We start from the raw sequence: 18,721 nt of genomic DNA on the forward strand, positions 1-18,721 counted from the left end.
CTCACTCCCGAACTGCCAATGCGTATCGCTTCGTGCGGTTCGTCGTCAAGGCACAGGCGCATCATGTCGTGGGCTTCGACTGGCAGGCGTGGAACACGTCGAGCGACGAGTCGTAGACGGAGGTGGAGACGTTCATCATCCCAAGAATACTATGGAAGAAATTGTCGTGGGACTTGCCACCAGCCTTTGCCTCATCGGCAAGGCAGGCCCGGTCCACACCCATGGAACGTGCGAAGTCATTGTCCATCCATACCAGGAAGGGCACGTGGGTCTGCTCTGCCGGTGCCAGCATGTAAGGCGCACCATGCAGATAGAGACCGTTTTCGCCAAGCGACTCGCCATGGTCGGATGCATAGAGCATTCCGGTCGCAAGCTTGTCGGAGCGGGCCTTCAGCTTGTCGATGATGGCAGAGAGGAAATGGTCGGTATAGAGAATCGTATTGTCGTAGGCGTTGACGATCTCTTCGTCCTTGCAATTGCCGAGTTCCGAAGTGCGGCAATCCGGCGTGAATGTCCTGAACTGGTCGCCATAACGGAGGTAGTAGGACGGACCGTGGCTGCCAAGCTGGTGGATCACGATGACGCTGTCCTTGGTGACGCGGTCGAGCCAGCTGTCGAGCCTGTCGAGGAAGATATCGTCACTGCATTCGCCGGTCTTGCAGAAGGTGGGATCGCGGGTGGCGCTGAGGTCGAAATAGGGAATGCGATCCGCTACGCCCTTGCTTCCAGTATCGTTGTCCAGCCACTGCGCGTCGACCCCGGCATGCACCAGAACATCCATGAGGTTCTCATTGGAGAGCGCCTTGCTGTGAGTATATTCCGAGCGCGTGAATTTCGAGAACATGCAGGGAAGTGAGATGGCCGTGGAGGTGCCGCAACTGACCGTGCTCGGAAAATAGAACACATCTCTCTTTTTGAGTTCGGGGTTGGTTTCGCGGCCATAGCCATTCAGCGAGAAATTGGCAGCACGCGCGGTTTCCCCTGCCACAACCACGGTCACGCGCGGCTTGCCGACCGCAACGACGGGAGGCTGTACCTTCGCGTCGAGACCGGTCTGCGTTACCGTCAACTGCGCTTCCTTATTAGCGATCTGGAAGTAATGCGCCGTGGCGAACATCGGCGAAATTGGATTGAGGCTTTTGACGATATCCCGGTGCTGACGGATCGCTGTGGTAAAGGTCTTAGAATTCATCGCGGCCATGCCGCCAATGATGAGGAGGCAGGCGATGACGCTCAGCGTATTCCAGAACAGCTTCCCAAGGATCGGCCGGTGGCGGATGCGCACGAAAGCAAGAAGGACGATGGGAAGCAGTGCGTAGATCGCCATGTGCAGAAGGAAGGCGGAGGTGATCAGATTGTTTGCTTCGCCGGTGGTGGTCTCGAAGGCATTGCGCACCATGTCGCGGTCGATCACCGCACCGAAGCGATCCATGAACCAGGAGCAGAGCGCGGAAATGACGATCACCACCATCAGAACCGGCTTCATGATGTACTTCGCCGAGAAGGTGATGAGGAGCGCGGCAAAGAGCGCTCCCATGGCCACATAGAGCGCGTAGATCGCGACGGGATAGGCAGACAGATGGGTGTTCACCTTCGACCAGAATGTCTGGTTCATGAAGAACAGCAAATACAGAGCGGTGATAATGCTCAATGTAATGCTGCCAATTTCAGGACGGCGAAGTTTGCTGCTGTCCAGGTGATCCGTCAATGGTGCCACGCGCCCATTCTCCTCGTGCCAATCAGTGTACCGGGCGCGCATGAGCGCTTTTTACTTTTCCGGCTAATGAAGGCCTTCTGGAGAGATTTGCTGACACGAGGCTGAACGGTTCAACCTGGTTATCAAGATAGTGCTTAATTAGGTGAGGTAGGAGATAAGCCGACGCTCGTCTGCCCTTAGCCCCGATATGGCTTTTGTCGGCGTTTCCAAAACGGTCTCAAGCCGTTTGATCGCTTTCGGCTCGGTGGCAAGATCCAGTACGGATGGGTGGACATAGCTTTTGCGGCAGATGGCTGGCGTGTTGGAAAGCTCTTCTGCCGCTGCTTCGCAGATGCTCTTGATGGTCGGCGCGCTGCCGCTCGCGAGGCGCTCTGCAGCGTGGCAAAAGCCAGCCAGCGTGCCGCCCCAGGTGCGGAAGGTCTTGGCTGAAATGCCTTCGCCCGCTGTTTCGGACAGGTAGCTATTGAGTGCGCTGGAATCGATGGGATGGACCATGTGGTTTTCATCCTGCCAAACGAAAAGCTGTTTGCCGGGCAGATCAGCGATCTCTTCCAGAATCTTTTGCAGCTTTGGGTGCCGAAGGCTGCGGCGCACCTTCTGTCCACCCTTGGCGATAAAACGAAGTTCAATCGTCTCGCCGAGCGACACATGGCGCTTCAGAAGCGTCGTTGCACCATAGGTGCCGTTGCTTTCAAGATAGGTCTTGTTACCAACGCGCAGGTAGGCCGCGTCAAGAAGAAGAACCAACGCTGCGAGCGTTCTGTTCTGGCTGTTGATGTCCTTCTCGATATCGGAGAGCGCCCGGCGGCGAATGGCGGGCAATGCCTCGCCGAACGACTTCAACTGGAAGAACTTGGTTTCACCGCGAAATGCGTGCCAGTCGACATGATAGCGATACTGCTTTCGCCCTCTCGCATCGAAGCCGGTCGCCTGAAGATGGCCCGAGGGCTCGATGCAGATCCAGACGCGTTGATAGGCGGGCGGGATGGCAAGTGACCGTATGCGTGTGATTTCGATCTTGTCGGAAAGCAGCGTTCCGTCTGGAAGCCGGTAGGAAAATCCCTTGCCACGCCGCTCACGGGCGATGCCGGGTTCCTGGTCGCTGACATAGGTTAAACCGATTTTCTTGAGGAGCCGGGCGGGATGCTGGTTCATGATTTTGGCGCTGCCTTCGAGTTTTCTCAAATAACTGCGCTGAACAGGTGTCCGTTCCAGAAAAAGGAGCGGGACATGCCCGCTCCTGTGAATTTGATCAGACTCCGGGCGATCAGGCGTCCGGCGCCAGACGGATGATCTGTGACTTGCCGCCGCCGCGCTCTTCGGTTACGGCGTAGATTGCGCCGTCCTTGCCGAGCTCGACATCGCGGATGCGCGCTTCCAGCGGCAGACGGCCTTCCGACACGACCTTGTCGCCCTCCATCTTCAGCACCACGAGACCCTGGGTGACCAGGCCGCCGATGAGGAACGAGCCCTTCCATTCCGGAATGGCATCGCCATTATAGTAGACCATGCCGGAGGGGCCGACGACCGGATCCCAGTAGTAGGTGGGCTGCTCCATGCCCTCCTTGGCGGTCGCGCCTTCGCCGACCTTGTCGCCGCTATATTCGATGCCGTAGGTGATGACCGGCCAGCCATAGTTCAGTCCGGCCTTTGGAAGGTTCAACTCATCACCGCCCTTCGGACCGTGTTCGACGGTCCAAAGACGTCCTTCGCCGTCGAGGGCTGCAGACTGAATGTTGCGGTGGCCATAGCTCCAGATTTCGGGCAGGGCGTTTTCGCGGCCGACGAAGGGATTATCCTGGAGCGCCTTGCCGCTGGTGTCGATGCGGAACACCTTGCCCAGTCCGCTGGAGAGATCCTGCGCCTGGACGCGTGGCTCCTTGTCGGAACGCTCGCCAACGGTGACATAAAGCTCGCCATTATTTCCGAAGACGAGACGAGAGCCGAAGTGCTTGTCTCCGTCATAGGTGGGCGTTTGACGGAAGATGACTGCGGTGTTCTCAAGCGCTGCCGTGCCATCCTTCTCCACCAGCTTTGCCGAAGCCACCGACGTGCCGTTGCCGCCATCGCGTGGCTCTGAAAAGGAGAAGTAGATCATTCCTGACGTTTCGAAATCAGGCGCCAACGCAATGTCGAGAAGACCACCCTGGCCGTCAGAGGCGACTTCGGGCACGCCCTCGATCGCAGGTCCTGCCTTGCCATCCTTGACGATGTGCATCGCACCTTCCTTCGCCAAGACGAGCATCCGGCCATCTGGCAAGAGAGCCATCGACCAGAGATGGGGAAGGTCATCGGCAACAACGGTCTTTTGCAGCGACGGCATCTTGTCCGGCTGTGGTGCGCGTGTCTGTCCTTCAAAAGCGGGCTTCTGGTTCGTCCCATGCGGTGGGTTCGTTTCTACAGGGCTCGCAGATTGCGCCAAGGCGTAGCCGGGAACGGCAAGGATGGCAGACAGAAGTGTGGTGGTCAGCAGGTGTCGAACGCGCGGCATGGAACTCCCTTCCGGTTTAATTGAGCCGACCGGGAACATTTCGGCGCTTTTTAAGTTGCATCAACGTCCGTCAAGAAAACTTGATCGGCGCGTGTACAGTCTTATGTAATTTCTCGTCCACACGATTTACCTTGGAACGTTCTTCTGCGAGCGGCGTTTAGCTGCGTCGGTTAGGAGGGCATTATGCAAAGATTGGACAAGGACGAGCTTGACACTACCGAGGTCAAGCCAATTTTGAGCGTGATGGAGTTTTGCCGTCGCTATCGACTGGATGAGACCGAAGAGAAGCGTCTTCGCAAACTTTTCGGTGATTTTGCCTCGCGTCACGAGCTTTTGATGAACGCGCAGCGCAAGCCGGTGTTCCGTTAATCGTCGGAAATCTCAGCTTTGAACACCATGAACACGTCATAGCGCGTGTTCTTTCCGCAAATCTGATGGGAGGGCTTTTGAAGCCCCTCCATAGGCGCCGCCCGAAGCGGCCACTTCAGGACCACTCTTTTGTTTGCGGACTGCAAAGCCGCTTCCATCAGTTCCAGCTGGTCCGGGTCTGAACCCACCACATCGCGCAGCACCCGCATTTCTTTTTTGACCAGCGCGCTGTTGTGGCGGGGCGGATGCATCGGATCGACCACCACCACGTCCGGCGACAAGGTCTTCAGCAACTCTCTGGAGTCCCCGTGAAGAAGCGTCATTCTGCAGGCGATCTCTTCATATATGCCGCCTGCAGCAAGCGCTCTGGCAATTCCATCTTGCAGATGGGCATGCATCTCCGGCGACCGCTCGATCAGCGTGACCTGCGCGCCAAGCGAGGCAAGCAGAAACGCGTCGCGGCCGAGACCCGCCGTCGCGTCGACGATTGTGGGCGTGCGGCCTTTGGTGAAACCGGCGGCCTTCGGCAAAGCCTGTCCCCGCCCTTCACCCGAGCGCAATCGGTGACCAACTGCTCCGCCGACGAAATCAACGACAAATTCTCGACTTTCATCTTTCCTTGCCATGGCTCGTCTCAGAAGGGCGCGGGGACGTGAAAGGTCACATCGTGACCGTCCGGATGTTGGAAGCTCAGTTCTTCGGCGTGCAGGAGAAGCCGCTCCGATGCGGCAAGGGCCTCGCCGCTGGCGTAGAATTCATCGCCAAGAATAGGATGACCAAGCGCCTTCAGATGCACCCGCAGCTGATGCGTGCGGCCGGTCAGAGGACGGAGTTCCAGACGTGTTGCGGGCAGCGGCAGGCGTTCCAGAACGCGCCACTGTGTCTGTGACGGACGTCCATTATCCTGGTCCACCCGGTGCCGCGGCTTATTATCCGGGTCGATCGCCAGCGGAAGATCGATCTCACCACTTTCGCCCGTCACTTCGCCCCAGACGATTGCCTGGTAGATTTTTTTCGTCGTCCGGCTTTCGAACTGGCTCGCGATGGCAGCATGAGCTTTTTTGTTCAACGACATCAAGACAATGCCGGAGGTATCCTTGTCGAGCCGGTTGATCATCAAGGCAGAGGGGAACTGTTTTTGAACGCGAGTTGCGAGGCTGTCGGCAAGTGCGGGATCTCGCCCTGGTACCGACAGCAGACCGCTCGGCTTGTCCAGCACCAGCAGGCTCTCATCCCGGTGAATGATCGAGATATTGGGTTCCAGCGGTGGATTATAGATCGGGTTGTGCAATTGGCCAGCCATGCGAAGCCTCATAGCATGATTTGCGCCACACGCCAGCGCGGCGCGAGATGGCCTATTCCGGCAGCGGCAGAAGGACACGCCCACTGGTGATGTCCTGGATCATGCGCGCAACGCGTTGCGCCTCGCTTGATGGTACACTGACGCTGAGGTCTGCCCCCGAGCCCGTGAATGTCTCGGCCTCGATGACCAGATGCTCAACGGATAGAAGGCGGGACTTGACCAACGCGAGGTCGGAAAAGCCGCAGGTCAAAGTCAGTTGATAGGCAGGAATGATGGCGGTCTTCTCGGCATCCTTCAGACAAGACGCCGCCGTTCCGCCGTAGGCGCGCACAAGTCCGCCACTGCCCAGCAGAATTCCGCCGAACCAGCGTGTGACGACGACCGCGATGCTGTCGAGTTCGTTCCCGTCGATCGCCTGGAGGATTGGCTTGCCCGCTGTTCCTGACGGTTCGCCATCATCGTTGAAGCGATAACTTTGGCCGATGCGCCATGCCCAGCAATTGTGGTTGGCTGCCGGGTCCGAATGGTCGGCGATGAAGCGTCTTGCGGCTTCCTCATTGGCAACAGAACCTGCCGTCGCGATAAAGCGGCTCTTCTTGATGTCCTGTTCGAAAGTTTCCGTCCGGATAAGCGTGAACATGACGCCTCAATAGCGCATATACGCGTTGCGGCAAACGTTCGAAAGCACGTGGTGATCTGTGAGATTCACCCCTCACGCCTTCGTTGTTTTGTCGCATGTCGTTCTCGCAAAACCGCTGCACAGTTTTGCGCGACATGCTTTAAGAGGGCCGAACGGGCGAAGGATATTAGTTGGCAATGCAAAGAAAACAGATTGCGATCATCGGTGGAGGCCCGGCAGGTCTGATGGCTGCCGAGGAACTATCCACGTCGGACATGGACGTCACTGTTTATGAATCGATGCCGACCGTCGCACGCAAATTTCTGATGGCTGGAAAGTCCGGCCTCAACATCACCCATGGCGAGGATTACGCCCGCTTCACAACGCGCTTCGGCGCTTCAGAAGCCCGCCTTAAAAGCGCGCTGGACACGTTCACACCGCAGATGCTGCGCGATTGGGCGGAGGGGCTGGGACAGGAGACTTTCGTCGGAACCTCTGGCCGTGTCTTTCCGAAGGCGATGAAAGGCTCGCCTTTGTTGCGGGCGTGGCTCAGCCGCCTCACAGAGCGGGGCGTCGCGATCAAGGTGCGCCATCGCTGGGCCGGGCTGCGTGACGGCGCGCTTCTTTTCGATACGCCGGATGGGCAAATCGAAATCAAGCCGGATGCTGTTTTGCTTGCGCTCGGTGGCGCAAGCTGGCCGAGGCTTGGCTCGACGGGTGAGTGGGTGCAGGGTTTGCGGGAGGCAGGCGTGGATATTGCGGATTTCCAGCCGGCCAATTGCGGGTTCGACGTCGCCTGGAGCGAGCATTTTCGCGAGCGCTTTGCCGGCGAGCCGCTCAAATCCGTTGTCACCTCGTCCGATGCGGGGCGCTTCGAAGGGGAGTTTGTCATCACCCGGCATGGGGTGGAGGGTGCTCTTATCTATGCGCACGCGGCCGCCTTGCGAGACAGTCTGCGAGAAGGCTGTCGGACTGTCCTCACGATCGATCTGGCCCCTGGTCGCTCGGAGGAGCGCATCGCGCGGGATCTGGCGCCGGCATCCAGCAAGGACAGTTTCTCGAACAGGCTGCGTAAAAGCGTGGGGCTGTCTCCCGTCAAGGTCGCGCTGTTGCGCGAATGCGCATCACCACAGCAGATGTCCGCCAGCGAGCTGGCTCGGTTGATCAAGGCGGTTCCACTTGCTGTTTCCGCACCTCGTCCAATTGCCGAGGCGATATCAAGTGCTGGTGGGATTCGCTGGGAAAGTATCGATCAGAATTATATGCTGAAATCCTTGCCGGGATTCTTCGTCGCAGGCGAGATGCTGGACTGGGAGGCAACCACTGGTGGATACCTCCTAACAGCCTGTTTTGCCACAGGAAAGGCGGCAGCCAGAGGTCTGCTGAACCGGTTGACAGACATCGGTTAGTCATATGATCGTCATACCTCTTGCATCGCACATGAAAAAGCGCTTGATAAGTCCATTCAAATGGATAAGCGAAAGCCTGCTTCCATTTCCTGTGTTCAAGACTTGGCGTGGCAAGTCGAAGTTCTTGTTGGTGAATTTGCATGACTGATATGGGTGCGTTTGCGAGTTGGCCTGTCGGCGGCGGAGAGGCGGGTGCCTTGGTACGCGCTTTTGACTGGTCGAAGACGTCGCTCGGGCCGATTGCCGAATGGCCGCAGATCCTTCGCCTGAAGGTGAACTCGGTGGTCAATTCGCCCATCCCCCAGGTTTTGATGTGGGGGCCAGATCATGTGATGATCTATAATGACGGCTACACTGAAATTGCCGGGAACTATCATCCGCACGCACTCGGCGGCACGGTCAACGGCATATGGCCGGAAATCTGGGACTGGAACGAAAAGATCCTGGAGGCAGGTTTTCGCGGAGAGGTGCAGTCCTTTCGCGATCAGAAAATGGTCCTTAACCGCAACGGTATGCCGGAGGAGGTCGTCTTCGATCTCTTCTATACGCCGATCTATAATGACGTCGGCATCGTCGAAGGCGTCCTGTGCACTGTTCTTGAAAACACCGAGAAGGTGAAGACCGTTCAGGCACTGGCCGCTAGCCGCGAAGAACTCAGCCGTCTCACCTCTGCCTTGCCGATCCTCGTCGGTTTTATCGACCTCAACTACACCTATCGCTTTGCCAATCAGGGCTATCTCGAATGGTTCGGCTGGGCACCGGAAGACGTGCTTGGCAAGCGCGTCGTGGACGTCGTGGGCGAGGCATTCTTCAACGAGCGCAAGCCATTTATTCAGCGCGCCATGGCTGGCGAGCATATCGTCTCCGACACCAGCATTCAGCGCCCGGATGGGGCGCGGCATGCGGCTGAAATCCGATACGTGCCGAGACGCGACCACAGGGGCGAGGTGGACGGCTGTTACATCCTCATCATCGATATCGAGACGAGGAAGCGGGCGGAGCGCGAAATCCTCCTCAGCAACAGTCGGTTCAAGGCTGCCGTCGAGGCCGTCCACGGTGTTCTATGGACGAACAGCCGAGAAGGCCGGATGAGCGGCGAACAGCCTGCCTGGTCCCAACTGACCGGTCAAAGCTACGACGAATATCAAGGCTTCGGTTGGGCAGAAGCAGTTCATCCTGGAGATCGTGAAGGATCGATCGACAGCTGGAACCGCGCCGTCGCAGCCAAGGCAACTTATGTCTGGGAGCATCGCGTCCGCCGGCGTGATGGCGTCTATCGCACCTTTGCCATTCGCGGCGTGCCGATCATCGATGCGCATGGCGAGATCACCGAGTGGGTGGGCGTTCATACCGATATTACCGAGCAGCGCAGCGCCGAGGTGGCGCTGAAGGAGCATGCCGCCAGTCTTGAGCGCGAAATCCGTCACCGGATTCGCGCCGAAGACCAGCTTCGTCAGCTGAACGAAGGTCTTGAGGCACGCGTCGAAAAGGAAATTGCCGAGCGTCGTCAGACGGAACTTGCGTTGCAGCAGGCGCAGAAGATGGAAGCGATCGGCCAGCTGACCGGCGGCGTCGCGCATGATTTCAACAACCTGCTGCAGGTCATTGCCGGAAATCTCCAGCTTCTTGCCAAGGATGTGGCCGGCAATGAAAGGGCAGAACGCCGCGTCGGCAATGCGCTTGCTGGCGTCAGCCGCGGTGCAAAGCTTGCAAGTCAGCTTCTGGCCTTCGGTCGTCGTCAGGCACTTGAGCCACGCGTCATCAATGTCGGTCGCTTCGTCGCTGGCATGGACGATCTTTTGAGACGCTCGCTCGGCGAGGCCGTCGAGGTTGAGGTCATCACCGCTGGTGGCCTGTGGAATACCTATGCCGATCCGACCCAGGTCGAAAACGCACTTCTCAACCTTGCGATCAACGCGCGCGACGCCATGGAAGGGACAGGCAAGCTGACGATCGAAGTTGGCAATGCCTCGCTTGATATGGACTATGCGCGCAACCATGCGGAGGTGGAGCCTGGCCAGTATGTCATGCTTGCGGTGACCGATACCGGCTCCGGCATGAAACCGGAAATCCTTGATCGCGTCTTCGAACCCTTCTTCTCCACCAAGCCGGAAGGCAAGGGCACGGGCCTTGGCCTCTCGATGGTCTATGGGTTCGTCAAGCAGTCGGGCGGCCATGTGAAGATCTATTCGGAGCTGGGGCAGGGCACGACGGTGCGCATCTATCTGCCGCGCTCCATGGCGGACGAAGATAGAGAGATTGTCGTTCACAACGGGCCTGTCGTCGGCGGCTCGGAAACGGTGCTTGTCGTGGAGGACGATGACGAAGTCCGCGGCACCGTCGTCGAGATGCTGACCGATCTGGGGTACCGGGTTCTGACAGCGCGCGACGCGCAGGCCGGTTTGACGGTTGCCGAAAGCGGCGTGCCGATCGACGTCATCTTTACCGATGTGGTCATGCCTGGGCCGTTGAAGAGCAGCGAGATGGCGCGCCGCGTCAAGGAGCGCATGCCGCATCTCGCCATCCTCTTTACCTCCGGTTACACGGAAAACTCCATTGTCCATGGCGGCAAGCTGGATCCTGGCGTCGAGCTCCTCTCAAAGCCCTATACGCGCGAAGCACTAGCACGCCGACTGCGCCACGTGATTGCGAACCAAAAGCAGAGAGCCGAATCCACCCGTGACCGAGCTCCTGATCAGGCGGTGGCGAGCGAGCCGACTGCCAAGGTAGAGCCCAAGGACGCGTTGCGTGTCCTGCTGGTCGAGGATGACGACCTGATCCGCATGAACACCACGGACATTCTGACCGAAGTCGGCCACGCGGTGGTCGAAGCCGCGAATGCAACGCAGGCGCTCGACCTGCTGGATCGGGAAGAGATCGACATTCTGGTGACCGATCTCGGGCTGCCGGATATGGGCGGTGCGGAGCTTGCCGTGCTGGTGAAACAGCGCAAGCCGGAAATCGCCGTGGTCTTCGCCACGGGGGACAATTTCCTGCCGAAGAATGCGCCAGCGGGTGCGGTCCTGCTTTGCAAGCCTTACAACGAAAACGATGTGCGCTATGCCATCGGTCAGGCGATGAGCAACTCCTGATCCGTCATGAGCGCGTATCGCGGTCTTTCAGATCGCGATACGCTTGAGGCCGATGCCTTGCCTGCGTCAGTAGCCTTTTTGCATATCGACCGTCGTCGGCAATTCCCCCGTCCTCCGCCAGGTGCGAATATTCTGCGCGACGATTGCGGCAGAGGAACTGCGGTCGGTCGGTGCCGAGATGTGGGGGAGGACCGTAACGCTCGGATGGCTCCAGAACGGTGAACCTTCGTCGAGCGGTTCTTTCTCGAAGACATCGAGCACGGCATGCGCGACATGACCGCTCTCAAGCGATGCCAAGAGATCATCGGCGACGAGAACGGCGCCTCTGGCAAAGTTGATGATCGATGCGCCTGCCTTCATGCGCTGCAAACGGTCGGCATTGATGAGGCCGCGGGTCTCGGAGGTCAACGGAACGAGGCAGATGACGATATCGCTTTTTTCGAGAAGCTCGTTCAGCCCATCTTCACCAGACAGTGTTGTCACACCTTCCAGGTCTTTGAGCGAGCGGCTCCAGCCCATGACATCAAAGCCGGCGCCCCGCAGACGTTTTGCAGATTCGGTGCCGAGCAGGCCTAGCCCGATAAGGCCAACCGTCACGTCTTTCGGATGGCGGTATTCTAGATCTTTCCAGACCTTCTTTTCCTGCTGCCGGCGGTAGGCGGGCATGTCGCGATGCAGGTAATAGGTCCATGCGAGCACCGCCTCTCCCATGACGCGCGCCAGTTCAGGATCGGTCAGACGCACAATGGGCGGCGCTGTCGGTCCGAGTTCCGAAACAATCCGCTCCACGCCCGCCCACAGGCTGTGGATCCATGTCAATCCGGGGAGCCTGGCGATATCGGCTGGATCAGGATTGGCGACGATGGCGACCTCGGCGGCTTGACGTTCGGCGTCCGTCATCTGTCGAATGGAGACGATCTTTTCGTTCGGCATTGCCTTCGCCAAGGTGTCGATCCAAGTCGCCTCCTCGTCATCGGCTGCGCGAGAAACGTAAGCGATAGGGGAGGTCATGGTCATCATCCTGCGTGAGATCGGCTGAGCCGACATAAAGTCGAAAATAACTAGAAATCCACCCCGCGATAGCGCTTGGAAACAAAAAAATGCCCGCTTGAGGGGCGGGCATCTTGTTGCTTGATCAGACCGTTTCTGGCACTGGTTTTTTGGCGTCGCCATAATAGGCGCCGAACTGCTCGTGGTAATGTTCCGAGCCGCCCGGGTCCGCATAGCGCTGAAGCTCTGTCATATCCGTCTTGTTCAGAACGATGCCGAGCGTCTTGCTGGCGATTTCCGGTTCGTGGTTCATCAGGTTCTGAACCATCTGGATTGGCGTCTTGCCCCATTCGGTGACGAAGACGAAGCCATCCACCTGCGAGGCGAAGGCCTTGGCATCGATCACCGGAACGACAGGCGCCAAGTCGACGATGATATAATCGCAGGCTTCGCGCGCAGATTCCATGAATTTACGCATGCCCGCGGATGCCAGCAACTCGCTCGAATGGGCAAACTGGTTGCTGACGGAGACTGGCAGAATGCCCATCTTCGTGCGGCTATCGACCTTGACGGCTTTGGTCCAAGGAACGTCATCGAGAACCACTTCGACAAGACCGGCCGACTGGCGCGTGGTCAGCATACGGCTGAGACCAGGATTGCGAATATCGGCATCCACCACCAGCGTGCGCTTGCCAGTGGTGGCAATGAGACCCGCGAGATTGAGTGCGACGACCGACTTGCCTTCATTCGGCAGGCAGGAGATCACGCCGATCACGCGGCACTGCCGCTCCTGGATCACCACATCGGCTGTCAGTTTCACGTTGCGCAGCGTCTCGGTGAAGCTGGAGCGCGGGCTGTCGACCGCAAGCCTCAGCATCTTTTGGAAAGAGACCTGCCCGTTGTCTTCGATATTGGTATCAGGCACATCCGGTGTGGCGGCGCCCGTTTCCGACTTTCCGGTCTCGACCCCCTTCTCACCAATGAACGGCAGGTAGCCTAGGAAGCGCATCCGCAGATTGTCACGCACGTCGGCGCCGGTGTGGAAATAGCGATCGCGGAATTCCAGCACCGCCGCCAGACCGCCACCCAGCATCAGGCCCAGCACGATAGAAAGCGCCATCGTCATGGTCTTCTTCGGGCTGGAGGGCGATGTCGGCAGACCGGCTTCTGAAATAACGCGCGCCTTGGCAATCGGGAAGGATTGCTTCTGCGATGCCTCTTCGAAGCGACCGAGATAGGACTCGTAGAGTGTCTTCAGCGCGGTTGCCTGCTGTTCCAGTTCCCGAAGCTTGACCATTGTCATATTGGTCTGGGAGTTGCGGCCGGCAACGCGGTCGATGTTATCGCGCAGCGATTGTACACGTGACTGGGTGACATCGAATTCGTTCTTGAAGCTACCAGTCAACTGCTGAAGTTCCTGGTAGATCTGGCCCGCCAGATCCTTTTTCTCGGCTTCGAGAGCGATGGCCTGCGGGTGATCCTTGCCAAATTGCTGGATCACGCCGCGCTCTCGATCCGAAATGCCGATGTAGCGTTTGCGCAGATCCTGAATGACCGTGTTGTCCGTGTCGCGTGCCGAGACCACAGCGTTATTGACCGCATTGTCCGGGCCCTGATCGATGATCGACTTGTACTGAGAGTAGCGGGCCTGTGCCGTCGCCGCATCGGCCTGGGCAGCAATGAGTTGCCCATTCAAGTCGGCAAGTTGACCCTCCGACATCAACTCCCCGCGTGAGGATACAATGTTGTTGTCGGCCTTGTATTTCTCGACCGCCAGAGAAGCGGCCTGTGCGCGCTGGTTGAGATCCGTCAGACGTTCCTGCAGCCAGACCGAAGCGCGTTCCGAAGCATCGAAATTGGCGTTCAATTGCTCGGTCAGATAGGAATTCGCATAGGTCTTTGCGATGTTGGCGGCAAGCTGGCGGTCCGTGGAGCGGATCGAGATTGCGATGACCGAGCTTCGGCCGACGCGCTCCACCGTCAAAGCCTGCTGGATCACGGCAGCCGCCTTTTCCCGTTTGCCGTTACGGATCGCCTCTTCCGACGCGGGGGTGTCGCTCGGTGTCACGAGATCGACCACGGCCTTGACGGAGGATTTGACGAGATCGACCGGGCCGGTCGGCGGGTTGACGATGGTGTCGTTCTCGTCAAGCCTTGCCTTGTCCACGACCGTCAGAGCCATCTCTTTCGACTTTAGGATTTCGACAGCGCTGGCAATCCGGTTGTCGATCACCTGGGCCGCAGGGACAGGGCTTTCCTCCTCGGCATAGCGAGACAGGCTTTCGTCGAGAAGGACCTGAGTCATCGCGGTATAAACAGGGGTTGCCAGAACGAGATAAAGCCCAGCCAGCACCATGCTTGCAACGACGCAAGCGCCAATGATATTGGCCCGGCGCACCACAGCAGCCCATAGGCGGTCGAGGTCGATAAAGGTGTCGGAATCCTTTGCAGGGTCCGGGAAATGGCCGTTCGATCTAAAGGTTTTCTGGTTCATGGACCTACCTTGTCATTTTTATGGGCGCGGGACGCGCGGCATTTTGTTGCCTCGCTTGGTCACCGCAGCGTTCAGTTTCTGGCCGGCGTTGCCGAAGATAAGGCTGAAGGAAGAAGCGTTTTCTTGAGCTTTTGCAGTCTGACGGAAATCGGCATGCGGAGGTGTTTGAGTGCGGCAGGGTCGCGAAGCGCGATCCTGATCGTGTCTGAGACGGAGCGCCGTTTGATGCTGTCGACCAGCATCAGGAAGTGCCTCGCCTGAATAAGACTTTTTGTTCGCTCGGCCTGCGCATCCCTCGCCGCCGGCAGAAGCGTGAACTGACGCAGGAATTCCTTGTCTGCGGCGATCATCGCATCGACATGATGGAGTTCGAGCACGCGCGAAATGGAGCCCTGCCGGATATTATAAACATATCCCGGCATCGGCTCGATGACACAGGAGGCACCGGACGCGAGCGCTGACGCCAGAAGAAGGTAATCCTCGCCGATGCGCAGGTCATGGCGGAAGCGAAGGCCGTGGTCGTTGAGGAAATCACGACGGAAAATCGGCTTTATGTAGCCAAAATTGAAAGTGGACTTGAAGAGGATGTTGGAGCGGATGAAGTCTTCAAGTGTGAGGACCCGTTTCGCTTCAAGAAAGGCGGGTTCGAACATCGTCTCGCGCGGGCGTCCGTCGCTGTAAACGACATCCAGGTTATCGACGGCGATATCCGCATTGGCTTTTTCAGCACGCATGATCATCTGCGCCATGCGATCCGGATAGACCACGTCGTCGGAATCGAGCACCGCAATCCAACGCCCCTGCGCAGCATCGATCCCGGCATTGCGCGCGCCGCCGGGGCCAAAATTGTTGTCGAGGGCAATCAGCTTGACACGGGGATCGCGCTCGACAACTGCCTGTACGACAGCGCGCGTATCGTCCGGCGAGCAGTCATCCACCACGACGACCTCAAGCGTGACATTGTCTTGCGCAAGAGCGCTGTCGATGGCAGCGACAATCGTGTCGGCGGCGTTGTAAGCCGCGATGACGAAGGTCACATCAGGTTCGGTTTGCAATGCGCTCATGCAGCCTCCACGGCGCCGTATTGGCGGATTTCACGAACGCCAAAGATGCCGCTCAGCGATCCGGCATGAAGTGCGGTGCGCAGAGCCGAACGGCTGCGACGGACGGGATCAAAAGCGGTGACCAGCGTGGCGGCGGCGCAATAGGTGATCTTCGCCGCCGTCGAAACGATCAGCGGCAAGCGCCGGAGCCCTGTCTTCTGCTCCGCTTGCAACCGTCCATGCGTCTGGCCCGAGCGAAAACGCCGCTTCGCAAGCCACATGAAGCTGGCACGGCTTTGGGGCACGGGTTCTGTCAGCAAGGCGTTTTCCGAGTAAGCGATACGTCCACCGTCCAGATGCATATTCGTGAAAAAATGCGTGTCTTCCCCGCCGCTCTGCCCGAGCGACAGGGCGAAGCGCCGACCGTTCACCGCAGGAGACGCCATGCGCAGCAGTGTGTTGCATGTGTAGCCGGTGATGATCTCCCCACTCACCCAGACAGGCCGGGTGGAGTGGAAGTCGCCCTTCTTCATCCAGCCCGGCGCATCATCGGCATAGAGCGCTGTCACAGGACCGAGCACGGCATCGGCTTGCGTCTCATGCGCCGTCTTCAAAAGCTCGGTCAGCCAGTTTGCCGGCGCCGTTTCATCGTCGTCGATGAAGGCCAGAAAATCGGCTTCGCATTCGGAGAGGCAGGCATTGCGGGCAATGGAGATGTTGGACTTCGGGCAATGGACGTAATGGATCGGGAAGGGTGAACGCTCGCGCAACGCGTCTATCAACGCGCGCGCCGAGGGTTCGGCGTCATTATCCGCCACGATCAGGCGCACCGACACGCGCTGCGGAACGTCAAGCCGAAACAGCGAGAGCAGCGTATCCATCACCGTCGGGCGGCGATAGGTGCAGATGCCAATATCGACTTTTACAGGAGTTGTGGGATCATACGTCACGAGACAGCCTTTCCTGCCAGTGGCTGGGGCGTGGTGATGGAGCCCAGAAGCTCACGCCAGAAACCTGTCGACCAGGCCAGATGCATGGTCATAGCCGAGACGGCCGCAAGCGGCCCGTAGGGGTTCTTCTCTGCAATTGCCATCCACACCCCATAAGCCAGACATGCGGCAATCCAGAGGCAAAGCGGGATAAGGGCGATCCAGTGGACAAAGCAGAAGAGCGCAAGGGCGGCACAAGGCAGCACCGCAAGCGGGATCATCTGGCGGATTTTTGGAATGGTGCGGTGCTTCAAGAGGTTCTTCGCCCTGCCTCGGCCATAGGCCATATATTGGCGGAAGAGCGGACCGATGCTGGCACGCGGGTAGTAGGTCATGCGCGTCTTGTCGGTCATCCAGATACGAAAGCCCGCCTTGCGCAAGCGATGGTCCAGTTCGGCGTCTTCATTGTGACTGAAGCTTTCATCATAGCCGCCGACGGCCTTGAACGGCTCGATCCGCATCAGGGCATGGTGGCCGTGGTCGATCCAGCGACCCTTGGCGCCTTCGCGATGCTTCGAACCGCCATTGCCGAGCTTGGAATTCTGCGCAACCGCCGTGGCCTTCTGGAACGTGCCATGGCCGACCGTATCCATGGCTACAACAACGGAATCCGCACCCGTCGCGACGGCATCTTCCAGCAGTCTATGGCAATAATCGTCAGGGTAGTCGCCATGCGCATCGATACGGATCATATAGTCGTAGCCCTCTCCAAAGACTTCGACCGCAAGGTTGATGCCCGCGCTCTGGATGCGCTTTGGGTTGGCAAGCAAAATGACGCGCTGATCCTGCCGGGAAAAATCGGCAACGATGTCACGCGTCCCATCCGTGCTGCCGCCGTCTGCGACGATGATGCGATCTTCCGGATGGTTCAACGTGCTGGAAAATTTCAACAGCAGATCATCGATCGTTCGTGCCTCGTTGAGGCAGGGAATGACGATCAAAGTCTTCACACCGGGAATAGAGACTGATTTCATGGTGTCCTCCCGCTTAAAGCCATCGAAGGAACTGCATCGACCGGCCGACCGTCGGTTCGCATGGTCAAGGATTGAAGCACGCGGACAAGCTCGCGGCAGTCGTTTCGATCCGTGATCCATTGCTGCCGGTCGATTGCTGCCAGCGTTTGGAAGCTTTGGAGATAGGAGGCGTCGCTCAATTCGGAAAACAGCGTTTCAAGCGAGGCGACGTCGGCCGTCTCGAGAACATGCCCGATCTTTCGCTGCTGCAAAAAGCGCGCGGTTTCGGTACCGGCGACCGCAATTGGCAGGGCACCATGGAGACAACCTTCATAAAGTCTGTTCGGCAAGAGCCAGCTTGAATTCTGCCCTTCTTCGAAAAAATCGATGGCCCATGTGAACTGGACATCGTTGTAGATCAACGCCAGATCCTCCGGATTTCTGTAGGGGCCATGAAAAGAAAGATGAGGCGCGCGTTCAACGAAGCCGTCGAAGTCATCGAATTCGGAATAGGCCGGGCGGCCGCGCAAGACCACTTCGACCTTGCCGTCCATCTTTGCGGCGAAGTCGGCCAGGATCTTTAGTGATTTGCGGCAGCGCAACGCCCCGAACCAGCCGATCTTCCACGGTTCTCCCGCTTGCGGCAGGCGCGGGGAGGGGGCGCTCATGTCGTCGCCATCCAACGCCAGGACCTTGTTTTCCTGCAAAAGGACGGGAAGGTTAAGACCGGAACGCGGCTTGAAATAATTCTCCATGAATGCCGGTGAGCTGGTGATGAGGAGTTTGACGTTCCGGCCAAGCGCACGCTGAACAGCGTTCAGCAGTTTGCCAGGCAGCCCGTCGTTCAAAAGAAGCCTGTGGATGTCGAGACACTCGTAGACGACCGGGACATCCGCACCGAAATGGCTCACGGCGCGCCGGGCAAGCGCCAGCATTTCCAGATTGCGGGCGATGATGACGTCGGGCTTTTTTACGGACGATAGTTTGCTCGCAAGCGTAAGGCTTGCTTTTGCCACGCAGGCGATCCGCTGGGCAAAGCGGCCATCCGCCGTTTGTCCGAGATCGATCGGGGCAAGGCCATCGACGTCGGCCAGCCCGTTATCCGCGCGCTTGAAACCCGCGAGGCTGACGGTCGCGCCACCGGCCCGCAGCGTCATGACGCGACGACGGATGGCAGGGTCTGCCAGATCATGCGCAAAATAGAGAATGTGGGTCATGTCCGATCCGTTCAGCTTCGTCTGACTTTGGGCAG

The 18,721-nt window shown here is 58.6% G+C and carries 15 protein-coding genes; 3 read left to right on the forward strand and 12 right to left on the reverse strand.

Annotated features, from left to right (window positions below; all coding sequences use genetic code 11):
• Window positions 1–61: 61 nt before the first annotated feature.
• The 3 genes from ACTJK5_RS16905 to ACTJK5_RS16915 form a co-directional block, all read right to left on the reverse strand.
• Window positions 62–1,717, reverse strand: a complete 1,656-nt coding sequence (locus ACTJK5_RS16905; protein ID WP_440612880.1) for a phosphoethanolamine transferase — start codon at window positions 1,715–1,717, stop codon at window positions 62–64.
• Between the two features lie 138 nt (window positions 1,718–1,855).
• Window positions 1,856–2,872 carry a DNA topoisomerase IB gene (locus ACTJK5_RS16910; protein WP_062600597.1) on the reverse strand — a complete coding sequence of 339 codons (1,017 nt, stop codon included), beginning with the start codon at window positions 2,870–2,872 and terminating at the stop codon, window positions 1,856–1,858.
• A 112-nt stretch (window positions 2,873–2,984) separates the two neighbouring features.
• Window positions 2,985–4,208, reverse strand: coding sequence for a PQQ-dependent sugar dehydrogenase (locus tag ACTJK5_RS16915; protein WP_440612881.1), 1,224 nt, complete (start codon window positions 4,206–4,208; stop codon window positions 2,985–2,987).
• Window positions 4,209–4,391: 183 nt separating this feature from the next.
• Between ACTJK5_RS16915 and ACTJK5_RS16920 the strand changes: the two genes are divergently transcribed.
• The gene (locus ACTJK5_RS16920) at window positions 4,392–4,577 is read left to right on the forward strand and encodes a hypothetical protein (protein WP_062424028.1); all 186 of its coding nucleotides are present in this window, start codon (window positions 4,392–4,394) and stop codon (window positions 4,575–4,577) included.
• Here the strand turns inward: ACTJK5_RS16920 and ACTJK5_RS16925 are convergent.
• From ACTJK5_RS16925 to ACTJK5_RS16935, 3 genes are read right to left on the reverse strand one after another with little or no spacing between them, the layout of a single operon-like run.
• Window positions 4,574–5,203 carry a class I SAM-dependent methyltransferase gene (locus ACTJK5_RS16925; RefSeq protein WP_440612882.1) on the reverse strand — a complete coding sequence of 210 codons (630 nt, stop codon included), beginning with the start codon at window positions 5,201–5,203 and terminating at the stop codon, window positions 4,574–4,576. The two genes, ACTJK5_RS16920 and ACTJK5_RS16925, sit on opposite strands and share 4 nt — an antisense overlap.
• A gap of 8 nt (window positions 5,204–5,211) precedes the next feature.
• Entirely contained in the window at window positions 5,212–5,880 is a 669-nt protein-coding gene (locus ACTJK5_RS16930; RefSeq protein WP_440612883.1) for an RluA family pseudouridine synthase, read from the reverse strand.
• A 52-nt stretch (window positions 5,881–5,932) separates the two neighbouring features.
• Complete coding sequence (locus tag ACTJK5_RS16935) at window positions 5,933–6,520, reverse strand: IMPACT family protein (protein ID WP_440612884.1); 588 nt, start codon at window positions 6,518–6,520, stop codon at window positions 5,933–5,935.
• Window positions 6,521–6,696: 176 nt separating this feature from the next.
• Here ACTJK5_RS16935 and ACTJK5_RS16940 point away from each other — a divergent pair, with 176 nt between their 5' ends.
• Both ACTJK5_RS16940 and ACTJK5_RS16945 read left to right on the forward strand, forming a co-directional pair.
• Window positions 6,697–7,908 carry a TIGR03862 family flavoprotein gene (locus tag ACTJK5_RS16940; RefSeq protein WP_440612885.1) on the forward strand — a complete coding sequence of 404 codons (1,212 nt, stop codon included), beginning with the start codon at window positions 6,697–6,699 and terminating at the stop codon, window positions 7,906–7,908.
• A 140-nt stretch (window positions 7,909–8,048) separates the two neighbouring features.
• Window positions 8,049–11,000 carry a PAS domain S-box protein gene (locus ACTJK5_RS16945; RefSeq protein WP_440612886.1) on the forward strand — a complete coding sequence of 984 codons (2,952 nt, stop codon included), beginning with the start codon at window positions 8,049–8,051 and terminating at the stop codon, window positions 10,998–11,000.
• A gap of 66 nt (window positions 11,001–11,066) precedes the next feature.
• Here the strand turns inward: ACTJK5_RS16945 and ACTJK5_RS16950 are convergent, their stop codons facing one another.
• The 6 genes from ACTJK5_RS16950 to ACTJK5_RS16975 form a co-directional block, all read right to left on the reverse strand.
• Complete coding sequence (locus ACTJK5_RS16950) at window positions 11,067–12,011, reverse strand: 2-hydroxyacid dehydrogenase (protein ID WP_440612887.1); 945 nt, start codon at window positions 12,009–12,011, stop codon at window positions 11,067–11,069.
• A gap of 124 nt (window positions 12,012–12,135) precedes the next feature.
• The gene (locus ACTJK5_RS16955) at window positions 12,136–14,484 is read right to left on the reverse strand and encodes a Wzz/FepE/Etk N-terminal domain-containing protein (RefSeq protein WP_111847489.1); all 2,349 of its coding nucleotides are present in this window, start codon (window positions 14,482–14,484) and stop codon (window positions 12,136–12,138) included.
• 71 nt (window positions 14,485–14,555) lie between these two features.
• Window positions 14,556–15,548, reverse strand: a complete 993-nt coding sequence (locus ACTJK5_RS16960) for a glycosyltransferase family 2 protein (protein ID WP_440612888.1) — start codon at window positions 15,546–15,548, stop codon at window positions 14,556–14,558.
• On the reverse strand, window positions 15,545–16,477 hold the full coding sequence (locus ACTJK5_RS16965; RefSeq protein WP_440612889.1) for a glycosyltransferase: 933 nt from the start codon (window positions 16,475–16,477) through the stop codon (window positions 15,545–15,547). The genes ACTJK5_RS16960 and ACTJK5_RS16965 overlap by 4 nt, the downstream gene beginning before the upstream one ends.
• Window positions 16,474–17,490, reverse strand: a complete 1,017-nt coding sequence (locus tag ACTJK5_RS16970; RefSeq protein WP_440612890.1) for a glycosyltransferase family 2 protein — start codon at window positions 17,488–17,490, stop codon at window positions 16,474–16,476. The genes ACTJK5_RS16965 and ACTJK5_RS16970 overlap by 4 nt, the downstream gene beginning before the upstream one ends.
• Window positions 17,487–18,686 carry a glycosyl transferase family 1 gene (locus ACTJK5_RS16975; RefSeq protein ID WP_440612891.1) on the reverse strand — a complete coding sequence of 400 codons (1,200 nt, stop codon included), beginning with the start codon at window positions 18,684–18,686 and terminating at the stop codon, window positions 17,487–17,489. Before ACTJK5_RS16975 ends, ACTJK5_RS16970 begins: the two co-directional genes overlap by 4 nt.
• Between the last annotated feature and the right edge of the window lie 35 nt (window positions 18,687–18,721).

The organism is Agrobacterium sp. 22094 (assembly GCF_052046015.1).
Taxonomy (GTDB): domain Bacteria; phylum Pseudomonadota; class Alphaproteobacteria; order Rhizobiales; family Rhizobiaceae; genus Agrobacterium; species Agrobacterium cavarae.